General features: G+C 73.3%; 7 protein-coding genes and 1 pseudogene. 5 read left to right on the top strand and 3 right to left on the bottom strand.

What is annotated here, in order from left to right; all coding sequences use genetic code 11:
- Positions 1-48 precede the first annotated feature (48 nt).
- Positions 49-3,006, bottom strand: a complete 2,958-nt coding sequence (locus G9272_RS23520; protein ID WP_171398397.1) for an AAA family ATPase — start codon at positions 3,004-3,006, stop codon at positions 49-51.
- 297 nt (positions 3,007-3,303) lie between these two features.
- Here G9272_RS23520 and G9272_RS23515 point away from each other — a divergent pair, with 297 nt between their 5' ends.
- The 4 genes and pseudogenes from G9272_RS23515 (at position 3,304) to G9272_RS23500 (ending at position 8,626) form a co-directional block, all read left to right on the top strand.
- Complete coding sequence (locus tag G9272_RS23515; protein WP_437184292.1) at positions 3,304-4,014, top strand: helix-turn-helix transcriptional regulator; 711 nt, start codon at positions 3,304-3,306, stop codon at positions 4,012-4,014.
- A gap of 139 nt (positions 4,015-4,153) precedes the next feature.
- On the top strand, positions 4,154-4,828 hold the full coding sequence (locus G9272_RS23510; RefSeq protein ID WP_171398395.1) for a DUF4255 domain-containing protein: 675 nt from the start codon (positions 4,154-4,156) through the stop codon (positions 4,826-4,828).
- A gap of 350 nt (positions 4,829-5,178) precedes the next feature.
- Positions 5,179-7,176 (top strand): ATP-binding protein, encoded by a 1,998-nt coding sequence (locus tag G9272_RS23505; protein WP_171402132.1) that lies wholly within the window; start codon positions 5,179-5,181, stop codon positions 7,174-7,176.
- Positions 7,177-7,403: 227 nt separating this feature from the next.
- A pseudogene (locus tag G9272_RS23500) lies at positions 7,404-8,626 on the top strand (RNA-guided endonuclease InsQ/TnpB family protein).
- A 57-nt stretch (positions 8,627-8,683) separates the two neighbouring features.
- Here the strand turns inward: G9272_RS23500 and G9272_RS23495 are convergent.
- The gene (locus G9272_RS23495; protein WP_171398394.1) at positions 8,684-10,069 is read right to left on the bottom strand and encodes a ricin-type beta-trefoil lectin domain protein; all 1,386 of its coding nucleotides are present in this window, start codon (positions 10,067-10,069) and stop codon (positions 8,684-8,686) included.
- A 129-nt stretch (positions 10,070-10,198) separates the two neighbouring features.
- Positions 10,199-11,623 (bottom strand): hydrolase, encoded by a 1,425-nt coding sequence (locus tag G9272_RS23490; RefSeq protein WP_171398393.1) that lies wholly within the window; start codon positions 11,621-11,623, stop codon positions 10,199-10,201.
- Between the two features lie 313 nt (positions 11,624-11,936).
- Between G9272_RS23490 and G9272_RS23485 the strand changes: the two genes are divergently transcribed.
- Positions 11,937-13,529: a phage tail sheath family protein gene (locus tag G9272_RS23485; RefSeq protein WP_171398392.1), complete on the top strand. Its 1,593-nt coding sequence runs from the start codon at positions 11,937-11,939 to the stop codon at positions 13,527-13,529.
- Positions 13,530-13,572 lie beyond the last annotated feature (43 nt).

Raw genomic sequence — 13,572 nt, 5'->3', positions numbered from 1 at the left:
TCATCGTAGGTCCGGCGGCGCGCGGCGACCCGGTGCCGCGCAGCCGCCTCAGTCGTCCAGCACACCCCGCAACTCGCCCCTGCGTCGGATCCCCAACTTCCGGTAGGCGCTGGTCAGGTGGGTTTCCACGGTACGGCGGGCCACATGCAGGAGGTCCGCTATCTCGGTGTTGGTGCGGCCGTCCGCCGCGAGTTCCGCGATGCGGCGCTCGCTGCCGGTGAGGGCCCCTGAACCGGTGTGGGCGGGCGTGGTGCGGCGGCCGCCCGCGGTGCGCAGGGCCTGTTCGGCGTGGTTCAGGAGGCGGACGCTGCCCAGCCGTTCGGCGCGTTCGGCGCCCTCCCGCAGATGGTCGCGGCCCCGCCCGCGTTCACCGGCGTCGGTCAGCTGCCGGCCGTGGGCGAGGAGGGAGGCCACGAGTTCCGCCTCGGCCGGGGAGTCCCGGAGGACGGCCACCGCCTCCGCGCCGAGTTCCAGGCCTCGCCGGCCCCGGGTCGCCCGGCCCAGGACCCGCAACGCCCGGCCCGTCGTGCGCGGGGTGTTCCACACCCGGGCCAGTCGCAGTTCCTCCGTCGCCAGGGCCAGCGCCTCCTGGGGGTTGCCCAGCGCCAGCCGGCACTCCGCGGCCGCCGTCCGCCACGGCGTGACGACCGGACTGAGGACGGCGCGGGCGGACTGGCGGCGGCCGCACTCCAGGAAGTCGTGCAGAGCGCCGGCCACATCCCCCTCGGTGAACCGCAGCACGCCCCGCGCGTACAGGAACCGGTTCAGCTCCCAGGAGTCGGGGGTGTCGCGGAGGTCGAAGGTGTCGGCCAGCCGGCGTGCCTCCTGCGTACGGCCCGTCTCGACCAGCGCGAGCAGGGTGTGCGCGTCGGCGTTGACCGGGCCGCCGCCGGTGCGCCGGGCACGGGCCGCGTCGGGGAGGGCGGCCAGCAGGGTGCCGTACGCGCCCCGCGCCGCCGCGATGTCCCACCTGGTGTCCAGCAAGGCCTGTTCCATCGGGTGCAGAAGGGTCGGACGCTGGCCGGCCAGACCGCGTTCCACCAGGCGTTCCGCCTCGTCGAGTTCGTCGGCCCACTGGGCCACCGCAGCGGCCGTGCCCAGCAGGAACGGCTCGGCAAGGGGATCGGCGGGTTCCGTCAGGAGGGTGCGCAGCCGTCGCATCGCCTCCTGCGCCGGGAGCTCGCCCGCGGTCGCCGCGTACCGCACGAGCAGGGCCTGCCCGGAGGCGCCGACGAGTTCCGGGGAGCGTTCGGCGGTGTCGGTGAGCCAGCGGTAGGCCTCCCGGCGGACCGTCTGGTCCTGGTCCGAGAGCAGCGCGGACGCGGTCTGGAGGGCACGCGCCAGGTCGGGGTGGCCGGCCAGCCGGGCCTCCAGCCGGCGCAGCACCTCCACCGCCGTACGGACCTCCCCCCGGCCCACGAGCGCGGTGCCCAGCGCGATGGCCGTACGGACCTGGTCACGGGGTTCGGCGGGCAGGTCGAGGGCCTCGGCCAGCCGCGGGATGCCCGCCGGGGTGTCCGCGGAGGCGTACTCCAGGGAGCCCAGTTCGGTGAGCAGCCGCTGGCGCAGGTCGTCGGGCAGCGGCTCCTGGAGGGCTCGGCGCAGGTAGCGGACGGCGTCGCCGGGGCGGGCATCGCGCGCGGCCACGGTGGCGGCGTCGCGCAGCACGCGCAGCGCCCAGCGCAGGCCGGCGGGCGCGCTGCCCAGCAACTGCCGTGCCACGGCGTCGAGGTGGTCGCCCCGGCGCAGCATCGCCTGGGCGACCGCCCGGTGCGCGTCCTGACGGCGGGCGGTGGACCAGCCGCCGAGGACGGCGTCCTGGAGGAGCGGGTGCGCGTAGCGGGGCCGGCCGGCCCGGTCCGGGCGCAGCACGCCGAGCCGCGTCATCGCGGTGAACCACCCGGAGACCCGGGCCGGGTCGGCGCCGGAGGCGTCGGCGACGAGGGCGGCGAGGGTGTCGGTGGCGGCCTCGGTGGCGGTTTCGGTTGTGGCGGCGGCTGTGGCTTCGGCGGCGGGCAGGACTTCGTGGGCGGTGTCGGGGACGGGGACGGGAGCAAGGACGGGGACAGGAGCGGGAGCGGCGTTCCGGGCGACGGAGCCCTCCGCCCGCTCGGCCCGCCCGGCCCGTTGCATCTCTTCTGTCCGTTCCAGCCGTTCCGTACGGGCTTCGCGGTCCTTGCGGTCCGTGCGTTCCGCCTGTTCCAGTGCCGCGAGGGTGCGGGCCACCTCCGCCGTCGCCGGGCCCGCGCTGTCCAGCCACCAGGAGACGGCCGCCGGGTAGGAACCCGGGTACAGCGCGGCGCACGTCCTCGGGACGGCCGTCGGCGGCGGGGCGCCGTCGAGGTCGTCGAGGAGGGCGCGCAGAAGCAGCGGACTGCCCGCGCCGGCCCGCACACAGTCCGCCGTCCACCGGTCGGAAGCCGTCGGGAAGGCGGCCCGGACCAGGTCGGCCGAGGCGTTGTCGGTGAGCGGGGCGAGGGTGTGGGTGCGGACCACGGACGGGGACAGGGCGTGGGTGAGACCGGCGGGCCGCGGGTCGATGTCGTACTGACTGCGCTCGGTGACCACCAGCAGTACCGGTAATCGGTCGATACGGCGGGCCGCCTCCACGAACCAGCGGCGCGAGGCCTCGTCGGCGAGGTGGACGTCGTCCACGGCCACCATGAGCGGCGTCTCGTCCGCGTACGAACGCAGCAGCCGCCACAGCCGCGCCGCGCTCCCCCGGTCGTCGTCGCCCGGCCCGACGTCCGCGAACTCCGGTACCGAGCCGAGGAGATGCAGCACCGAGGAGAACGGCAGCGCGGTGTCGTCGGGCGAGCAGCGGGCGCGCAGCACCCGCAGGCCGAGGTGGGTGGCGTGCGCGGCGGCGGCCTCCAGGACGGCGGACCGGCCGGTGCCCGTGGCCCCGCGCAGCAGGACAAGACGGCCTCCGCCGGCTCGGGCCCGCTCCGCCTCCGCCGTGAGCAGCGCGTGCGCGTCCTCGCGTTCCCGCAACGGTCCGGTCATCCCTGCCTCCTGCTGTCGGGCACATCGGACTTGTCCATGTACAGGTAGAGGTCGTGCGGTTCGGTACGGGTCCGCGGGGCCGTTGTGGCGAGGCTCACGGTGGCCTGGCACGCAACGGCCGAAAAGGCTCTGACCTGCAACGATGCAGGCGAACCGTGGTGGTGGGGGGCTTGCTCTCGTGGTCCGCCTCGTGGTGCTCCACGATTGCGCGCGCCCCGGAGGTCACAGAAGTCTGGACCGGACCCACCCGTCGCCGGTCCCCTCCGGACGGCGGGCCCGTGAACTTGGGGGAAACGGTTGCTCAGCTCACCACGGACATCAGAGACCGGCGCCGCGGGTATCGCCGCGATGGGCGCCGCCCTTCCAGGCACCGCCATCGGCACCCGGCGGCGGATTCCCGTGGCCGTCCAGGCACCGGACCCGATCTCCCGCGAGGGCGCCGTCAGCCAGTTGCGCGGGCGCCCCGAGGTCGAGGTCCGCGAGGAGGTATCGGCCGCCGCGGGCACGGTGGCGCTGCTGATCGAGGACACCCTCGACGAGGGTGCGCTGGGTCGGCTGCGGCGGATCGTGCGCAGCGAGGGGGCGCGGGCGGTGCTCGTCGTGGGCACGATCCGCGAGACGGAACTCCTGGACGTCATCGAATGCGGGGTCGGGGCCATCGTCTGGCGCCGCGAGGCCACCGCGCACCGGCTGGTGCAGGCGGTGCTGGCCGCCCACCGCGGCGACGGCGACCTGCCCGCCGACCTGCTCGGCAGGCTCATCAGCCAGGTGGGCACGCTGCACCGCGGTGCGGCGGGCCGGCCCGGCGCCCCCTCCCTGGGACTCGCGCCACGGGAGGTGGACGTCCTTCGGCTGGTCGCCGAGGGCCTGGACACCGGAGAGATCGCCAGCAAGCTGTCCTACTCCGAACGAACCGTCAAGAACGTCATGCACGGACTCACGACGCGGTTGCATCTGCGCAACCGGGCGCACGCTGTGGCATATGCCCTGCGGGAAGGCTACATCTGACCGAACGGGCAATCGAAGGCGGACACGCGGGCAGCATGCCCTGCCCGGCCGCCGACCCTGTCGCGCCTGCGGATCCGGGGCCGTCCGGGGCACGATCGACGGACAGTGGGTGTGGCAAGGCAAGTTGAGGAGCACGACGGTGATCCACGAGGTGGACGAGGTCCTCAAAGAGCTGCTCGGGGGCGGCGCGCTCGCGGGATCCGGCATCGACGTCTCCTTCGAGGCTCCGACCCGGGACTGGGCGGCCCGGCGCAACGCCCCTGTGATCAACACCTACTTGTACGACATCCGGGAGGACGTGACCCGTCGGCAGCGCGGCCAGATGGCGGTGCGGGACGAGCGGGACATCGTCGTGAAACGCCGTCAACCGCCGCGTTGGTTCCGGCTCTCGTACCTGGTGACCGCGTGGACGCGGACCCCGCAGGACGAACACCGGCTGCTGTCGGCCGTGTTGGCGACGCTGCTGCCGCGCGAGATGCTGACGGCCGACGAACTCCCGGGCTCCCTCGGCGCGTTGGGGCTGGCGATGCCGGTGACGGTGGCCGGCATCCAGACCGAGTCGCGTTCCCTCGCCGAGATCTGGTCCGCCCTGGGCGGTGAGCTCAAGCCGTCGCTGGACCTGGTGGTCACGGCGCCCTTCCCGGCGTACCCCGAGTACGACGCCGGGCCGCCGGTCACGGAGGGCGCGGCGGTCCGCCTGCGCGGGATGGACGGCGACCCCCCGGAGTCCGGCGAACGCGCCCACCGCCCCCACCAGGTGGCCGCGGCCCGAGCCGCCCGCGAGGCCGCCACCCGCCGCCCGGACCAACGGTGACCGGCGCGCACACCGGGGCGCCCGTGACCGACACCGACGCGGCCGTGGCCGGCTCTGTGGGGCATGGGACACATCGGGGATCCGGTGCTTCGGCAGCCGCCACCGGGGCGCCCGTGACCGACACCGACGCGATCGTGGCCGACGCCGGTCTGCTCGCGGCCGCCGTCGGCCCGGCCGCAGCCGACACCGACGCGGTCGGCTCTGTGGGGCATGGGACACATCGGGGATCCGGTGCTTCGGCAGCCGCCACCGGGGCGCCCGTGACCGACACCGACGCGATCGTGGCCGACGCCGGTCTGCTCGCGGCCGCCGTCGGCCCGGCCGCAGCCGACACCGACGCGGTCGGCTCTGTGGGGCCCCGCCCTGATTCCCGGGATGGGGCTGCCGCGTTGCTCGTGCGGCTCGGGGGGTTGCGGGATCGTGTCGGTGCTCTGGTCGACCGGCGGGCCGCTGTCGACCCGACGGCCGCCGATCCGCTGCGCGGCCTGTACCTCTCCGAGGAGGCGGTGCGTCACCTGCTCAGTGGTGGGCCGGCCACCGGTCCCGTCGACGCCGTGGCACCGGACCCGGCCCCGGCCGACTCGCTCAGCGCCCTCGCCGCCCGGCTCCGCCTCACCGAGCTCGACACCGCGATCCTCCTCATCGCTCTCGCGCCCGATCTGGACCGCGACTTCGAGCCGCTCTACGGCTACCTCAACGACGACGTGAGCAGGCGGCGGGCCACCGTGGGGCTCGCCCTCGAACTGTGCGGGGCGCCCGCCCACGCGGCCGCGGCCCGCGCCCGTTTCCACTCGTCCGCGCCGCTGCGCGCGTACGGGCTGCTGGATGTCGAGGAACCCGAACGGCCCTTCCTGTCCCGCTCGTTGCGCGTACCGGACCGGCTGCTCGCCCACCTGCTCGGCGACGACACCCCGGACGCGGCCCTGCACGGACACCTGCACCCGCTGCCCCCGCCGCTGCCCGCCGACGACGAGGACTTCGTCCGGCTGCTGGCGCACCGGATGCGGGAGGGCGGCCCGCTCATCGCCTATCTGCGTGAACACCGCGAGGGCGACGGCCTCGCCGCGATCACCTCCGCCCTGCGCGCCGCCGGAGTCGGCGCCCTCCGCTTCACCGGGCCCGAGGACCGCGTGCCCGGCCTGCTGCGCGAGGCGCGGCTCGGCGGCCGGGCGGTCGTGCTGTCCGGGCTGCCGGACCAGCCGGGGCCGCTGATCGGCGCGCTGGCCGACGCGACGGACGTCACCGTCCTCCTCACGGACCCGCGCCCCTACGACCCGCACTGGTCCACCCACGATCCGCTGGTCCTGGAGGCACCGCGCCGCCGGGCCGGCGGTACGGCCGCCTGGGCGGCCGCGCTGGACTCCGCCGGCCCCCTCGACACCGCCCCCGGCTTCGACCTCGCGGCCACCGTCGCCCCCTACCGCCTCGGCGGCGAGCGGGTGGCCCGGGCCGCGCGGGCCGCCTCCGTCCTGGCCGCCTTCGAGGGCGGGCCGCTCACCGCCGACCATGTGCGGCTGGCCGCGCGACAGCAGTCGGCGTCCGGGCTGGAGCGGCACGCGCGGCGGATCCGGCCGGACGTCGGCTGGCAGGACCTCGTGCTGCCCGAGCGGCCGTTGACCCAGCTGCACGAACTCGCCCTGCGCGCCCGGCACCGCGACCGGGTGCTCGGCGACTGGCGGCTCAGCGCCGGCGGCGGGCGCGGCCGAGGGGTGCTCGGACTGTTCGCGGGCGAGTCCGGCACCGGCAAGACGCTCTCCGCCGAGGTCGTCGCCGCCGAACTCGGCCTCGACCTCTATGTCGTCCAGCTCTCCTCGGTCGTCGACAAGTACGTCGGCGAGACCGAGAAGAACCTGGAGCGCATCTTCTCCGAGGCCGACCGCACCGACGCCGTGCTGCTCTTCGACGAGGCCGACGCCGTCTTCGGGAAGCGGTCGGAGGTCAAGGACGCGCACGACAAGTACGCCAACATGGAGAGCGCCTACCTGCTCCAGCGGCTGGAGTCCTTCGACGGCATCGCGCTGCTCACCACCAACCTGCGCGCCAACATCGACGAGGCGTTCACTCGGCGCCTTGACCTGGTGGTCGACTTCCCGTTCCCCGACGCCGGGCAACGGCTCGCGCTGTGGCGGCACGGGCTGTGCCACGTGCCGTGCGCCGCCGACGTCGATCCCGGGCCGCTGGCCAAGGACTTCGAACTGGCCGGCGGTTCGATCCGCAGCGCGGTCGTCACCGCCGCCTACCTCGCCGCCGGACGTGACGAGCCGGTCGGCGACGGCGACCTGCTGGAGGGGGCCCGCCGCGAGTACCGCAAGGCGGGCCGCCTGGTGCCGGGCGAAGCCAACTGGTAGGTCGGCTCCTCCCGTCGGGCTCCTCCCGTCGGGCTCCTCCCGTCGGGTGCTACCGGGAATCATTCGCAGTGCTCCGGCCTTCAGACCGGGGTGAAGCGAATCTCGTGGTGGCGACGCGGAGCGTCGCGGTGTTGTTCCGGCGGAGCCGGGCAGTGCACGGCACCGGTGCCATCTCGCGCACATGTTCCCAGCGACAGTGGGTGTTCGAGGTTTCTAAGGTGATCGTCATGCAGCTCCGGTACGCGTTCAGGCTCTACCCGAATGCCGGTCAGCGCACTGCGCTGGCCAGGGCGTTCGGGTGCGCCCGGATGGTGTTCAACGACGCGGTCCGCGCCCGCGAGGACGCCCGCCGGGCCGGGCAGCCGTTCCCGACGGCCGGAGAGCTGTCCCGGAGGCTGATCACCGAAGCGAAGCAGACGGCGGCACGCTCCTGGCTGGGCGAGGTGTCCGCCGTCGTCCGCAGCAGTCCCTGCGGGATGCCGAGGCCGCCTACAAGAACTTCTTCGCCTCCCTCAAGGGCACCCGCAAGGGGCCCAGGACCGGTGCGCCGCGGTTCAAGTCCCGCGAGGATGCCCGGCAGTCGATCCGGTTCACCGCCAACGCCCGCTGGAAGATCACCGGCAGCGGACGGCTGAACCTGCCGAAGATCGGGGCGGTGAAGGTGAAGTGGTCCCGCACGCTGCCCGCCACCCCCACTTCGCTCACCGTGGTCAAGGATGCCGCGGGCAGGTATTTCGCCTCCTTCGTCATCGACACCGACCCACAGGCGGATGCCGAGCGGATGCCCGCCCTCGACCGCACCGTCGGCATCGACCTCGGCCTGACGCACTTCGCCGTTCTGTCCGACGGCACGAAGATCGGCTGCCCGCGGTTTCTGCGCCGCGCGGAGAAGAAGCTGAAGAAGGCCCAGCGGGAACTGTCCCGCAAGCAGAAAGGTTCGAAGAACCGCGAAAGGGCCCGTCTCGAGGTCGCCCGCGCCCACGCCGAAGTTGCTGACGCACGCCGTGAGTTCCACCACCAGCTCTCCACGAAGCTGATCTCCGAGAACCAAGGGATCGCCGTGGAGGACCTGTCGGTGGCGGGACTGGCCCGCACGAAGCTGGCCAAGTCCGTCCACGACGCCGGATGGGCCTCATTCGTGAATATGCTGGAGTACAAAGCACAACGGTACGGACGGACCCTGATCAAGATCGGCCGGTTCGAACCGACCTCCCAGACCTGCTCGGCCTGTGGCGTCAAGGACGGGCCCAAACCCCTGAACGTGCGGGAATGGACCTGTACCGCCTGCGGCACCGTCCACGACCGGGACACCAATGCCGCGATCAATGTGAAGACGGCCGCCGGACTGCCGGTATCAGCCTGCGGAGCGCCGGTAAGACCAGGAGCGATCCCGGCACAGCGCGAAGAAACAGGAAGCCACGGATTCCCCACCGGAAACCGTGCCGCGTAGCGGCACAGCAACCGGCGGAGAAGGCCAGAATCCTCGCCCTTCAGGGCGAGGAGCATGTCAATCCGCGCGCCACTTCTGGTTGGGCGTCCCCGAGCACGTCCACAGCTGGAGCTTCGTGCCGTTGCCGGTGCCCTGGTCCTTGGCGTCGATGCACTTGTCGGCCTGCGGGTTGACCAGGTCGCCGTACTGGCTCAGCACCCACTGCTGGGCGGGGTTGCCGGAGCAGTTGGCCACCTGGATGACCGCGCCGTCGTCCTTCGATCCCCAGGCGACGTCCATGCACAGGCCGAGCGCGCGCACGGTGCCGTCGCTCTTGAACACCCACTTCTGATTTGCCGACCCGGCGCAGTCCCACAGCTGGAGCGGGGTGCCGTCCTTGCCCTTGCCGTTCTGGGCGCCGGTGATGTCGATGCACCGGTCCGAGGCCTGGCCGATGATCACGGCGCCGGGTACCGGGGCCGTCGTCTTCGTGCCGCCCGAACCGCCGGATCCGCTCCCGCTGCCGCTGCCGCTGCCCGACCCCGAGGAACCGCCGGACGTGGAACCGCCGCTGCCGTCCTCCTCCTTCGCCGGGGCGGAGGACGTCTGCTGCTCGGGCAGCGGTGCGGCGGAGGCGTCCGCCTTCGGCGCCGACGGCGCGGAGACGGACGGGCTGGGCAGCGCGGTGCTGCCCGCTTCCGCGAGCTTCTCACTGGCGCTGGTGTTGACCTGCGGCTTGTACGCCAGCCAGATCATCACGAACGCGATCGCCAGGGCGACCGTCAGGCTGAGCGCCGTCGCCAGCCAGCGCGGCAGGAACCCGCGCTGCACGAACGTGCCGTCCACCGAGAGCGGCACCGCCCCCGACCGCTGCACGCTCAGCGCGTACGGCCGCTGCTCCTTCGAGCCGAACCAGATGATCTGCCGGGGGCGCAGCGTCGTGTCGACGAACACCGCCCGTCCCGGCTCGATCTGCACACTGCCCGGTCGGAACTCGTACCCGAGGTGGTCACCCATGTCGGTGCCCGCGACGGACGCCGTCAGACGGGTGTTGCCGATGTTGTCGATGGCGAGGCGCGGCCGGCCCCGGAAGCGACCCTTCACCGTCGGCGGCACCAGTTCCGCCCGCACCTCGGTGAACGGCGTGATCGTCAGGTTCCCCTCGGGGACCGTGACCGCGTCGGGGTGTTCGGTGGGCGTGATGCGCACCGCGTAGGGGTTGGGGCCGGCCGTCGCGTCCGGGGTGCGCGGCGGGGCGAAGGTCAGCTCGACCGTGCCGGTCGTACCGGGGTAGAGACGCAGCGTCTGCGGCTCCACCGTCGTCCAGGGCGCCACCGCGCCGACCGGCTCGAAGCGGTACTCGTCGACGACGTCACCGGTGTTGCGCACGCGCAGCCGTACGGTCGTGGTGCCGCCGGGGTCCACGGTCGCCGCTGCCGGTTCCAGAGAAGTCCACAGAGTCACCTGTCGACGCTATGACGCGGGGCGAGGGCCCGTCAGGAGGCCGTGGGGCACGACCGCTGCCCGAAAGGGCCGAGCGGCCGTGCCCGTTCACACGGTTTCGGACCGTGCGTCAGCGTGCGTCGGCGTGCGTCAGACGGTGAAGCGGACGGCTTCCAGTTGGAGCTTCTGCTCCATGGGGCTGCCGCCGTAGATCCAGTCACCGGCCTTGGTGCAGCCGTTCCCCAGCCAGCCCCGGTCCTTGACGTGCGCGTTCTGGCAGACGGAGCCCTCGATCGTCTTGATCGTGTAGCCCTCCATCGCCGCGACCGCCGGCTTGCTGGAGCCCATCCACATGTTGACCCCGTCGCCGGCCTTCGACCACTTGTCGCCGGTCAGCCAGCCCCCGACCACGTGGGCTGCGTTGCCCGTGACTCCGCCGGTCCTCGCCGTGGCGATGTTGAGGGCCTTGATGGGCAGGTTCTTGCCGGTCGTACCGGCGATCGCGCCGTCGCAGACCGGGTCCTGCCAGCCCTTGTCCGCCACATAGGCGCGGTAGCAGATGTGCCGCCCGTCGCTGCGTGCCGCGAGCTTGTTCACGGCGTCGGCCGCCGTCTCCTGCTTGGGCTTCACGGGGGCCTTCGACTCGCTCCCGCCGCCCCCGTCCCCGCCGCCGCTGCCGCTGCCGCTGTCCGCCGGGGCCTGGCTGCTGGCGGGCGCCTCGACCACGACGGGGGCGGTCGGGGTGGGCACCAGGGCCGGGGCGCTGGGTGTGGCCGAGGGGCTGGGCGCCAGCGTGCTGACGCCGGCCTCCGCGAGCTTCTCGTTGGCGCTGGTGTTGACCTGCGGCTTGTACGCCAGCCAGATCATCACGAACGCGATCGCCAGGGCCACCGTCAGGCTGAGCGCCGTCGCCAGCCAGCGCGGCAGGAACCCGCGCTGCACGAACGTACCGTCCACCTCCAGCGCCTGCGCGCCCGACCGGCGCACCGCCAGGCTGTAGCGCTGCTCCTCCTTCGAGCCGAACCAGATGATCTGGCGCGGGCGCAGCGTCGTGTTCACGAACACCGCCCGTCCCGGCTCGATCTGCACATTGGCCGGCTGGAGCTCGTACGACAGCCGGTCACCCTGGTCGCTGCCGGTCAGCGAGGCGGTGAGCTTGGTGTTGCCGATGTTGTCGATCGCGAGGCGCGGCCGGCCGCGGAAGCGCCCCTTCACCGTCGGCGGCACCAGTTCCGCCCGCACCTCGGTGAACGGCGTGATCGTCAGGTTCCCCTCGGGGACGGTCACCGCCTCCGGATGCTCGGTCGGGGTGATGCGCACCGCGTAGGGGTTGGGGCCGGCCGTCGCGTCCGGGGTGCGCGGCGGGGCGAAGGTCAGCTCGACCGTGCCCGTCGTGCCGGGATACAACCGCAGGGTCTGCGGCTCCACCGTCGTCCAGGGCGCCACCGCGCCGACCGGCTCGAAGCGGTACTCGTCGACGACGTCACCGGTGTTGCGCACCCGTAGCCGTACGGTCGCCCGGCTGCCGGGGTCGACGGTGACGGAGGCGGGTTCGAGGGAAGTCCACAGGCTCACGCGCCGACGCTACGGGGAGGACGGCGGGCGGGGTCAGAGGCGACGGGGCAGGGTGCGTGCCCTGCCGGGCCGTGACCGGCTGCCCGAGGGGACCTGACGGCCCGGCACCGCCCCCGGGTCCGCCCCCGTGCTCCCGCCGGGGACCCCGTCGCACCGGCGGCGACGGGGGAGGCGCGGGCGGGTCCCGGCGGCCCGCGCTGCCCCCGAGGGCAACAGCCGTGCCCCGGACCGTGCACCGGAAGCCGTTTCGACAAACGCGCTTCGCGCGTGACGGTGAAAGACGTCCTGACGCGTACCCCGAGGAGAGCACAGCATGCCGTCCTACCTGTCGCCCGGCGTATACGTCGAGGAGGTGGCCAGCGGCTCCCGCCCGATCGAAGGGGTGGGCACCTCGGTGGCGGCCTTCGTCGGGCTCGCCCCGACCGGCCCCCTCAACGAGCCGACCCTGGTGACCAACTGGACCCAGTACGTGGCCGCGTTCGGTGACTTCACCGACGGCTACTACCTGGCGCACTCCGTCTACGGGTTCTTCAACAACGGTGGCTCGGCGGCGTACGTCGTCCGCGTCGGCGGTACCTCGGCGGGTGCCGCCGGAGACGCCAAGTCGCCCGCCGCGGTGACCGGTTCCGGCTCCGCGCCGGCCGCCCTCCCGGCCGGCGAGCCCAAGCAGCTCGGCACGTTCACGGTGACGGCCGTGGCGCCGGGCGAGAACGGCGGCCCGCTGAGCGTGGAGGTCGCCGACGCGGAGGGTGAAGGCCCCGCCGAGCGCTTCAAGCTGATCGTCAAGGACGGCGACAAGGCCGTCGAGACGTTCGACGTGTCGGCGAAGAAGGGCAACCGCTCCTACGTCGTCACCCAGGTCAAGGAGCGCTCCAAGCTCATCACCGTGGCCGAGGCCGCGCCCGCCGCGCAGCTGGCCCGCCCGGACAACCAGACGGTCGCGCTGGCCGCGCCGCCCGCCGGCGCGCCGGCCGGTGCGGTCGAGGCCGCGCAGCCCGTCGGCCCCGCGCAGTACCTGGGCGACAGCTCCGACCGCACCGGCTTCGGTGGCCTGGAGGCCGTCGACGAGGTGTCCATGGTCGCGGTGCCCGACCTGATGGCCGCCTACCAGCGCGGCGCGATCGACCTGGAGTCGGTCAAGGCCGTCCAGCTGGGCCTGATCGCGCACTGCGAGCTGATGGGCGACCGCGTCGCCATCATCGACCCGCCGCCCGGCCTGAATGCCCGTCAGATCCGGGTGTGGCGCCAGGAGACGGCCGGTTACGACTCCAAGTACGCGGCCCTGTACTACCCGTGGATCAAGTCCTTCGACCCGAGCGCCGGCAAGGCCCGGCTGATCCCGCCGAGCGGCCACGTGGCCGGCGTGTGGGCCCGCAACGACTCCGAGCGCGGCGTCCACAAGGCCCCCGCCAACGAGGTCGTGCGCGGCGCGGTGGACCTGGAGATCCAGATCACCCGTGGCGAGCAGGACCTGCTGAACCCGATCGGCGTGAACTGCATCCGGGCGTTCCCGGGCCGGGGCATCCGCATCTGGGGCGCCCGCACCCTCTCCTCCGACCCGGCCTGGCGCTACCTGAACGTCCGCCGGTACTTCAACTACCTGGAGGAGTCGATCCTGATCGGCACCCAGTGGGTGGTGTTCGAGCCGAACGACCACGCCCTGTGGGCCAGGATCCGGCGCAACGTCTCGGCGTTCCTCGTGAACGAGTGGCGCGGGGGCGCGCTGTTCGGCGCCCGTCCCGAGGAGGCGTTCTACGTCAAGTGTGACGAGGAGTCCAACCCGCCGGAGTCGGTCGACCTCGGCCGTGTGATCTGCGAGATCGGCATCGCGCCGGTCAAGCCCGCCGAGTTCGTGATCTTCCGGCTGGCCCAGTTCTCCAGCGGCAACGGCGAGCTGGAGGAGTAGGCCCGGAGCAGGCCCTCCGCCGTCGTACCGCCCTCCTCACCAC

This window comes from Streptomyces asoensis, from assembly GCF_013085465.1.
Taxonomy (GTDB): Bacteria; Actinomycetota; Actinomycetes; order Streptomycetales; family Streptomycetaceae; genus Streptomyces; species Streptomyces cacaoi_A.
The sequence above is the reverse complement of the archived record's forward strand: the minus strand, read 5'-3'. Positions and strand labels throughout refer to the sequence as shown.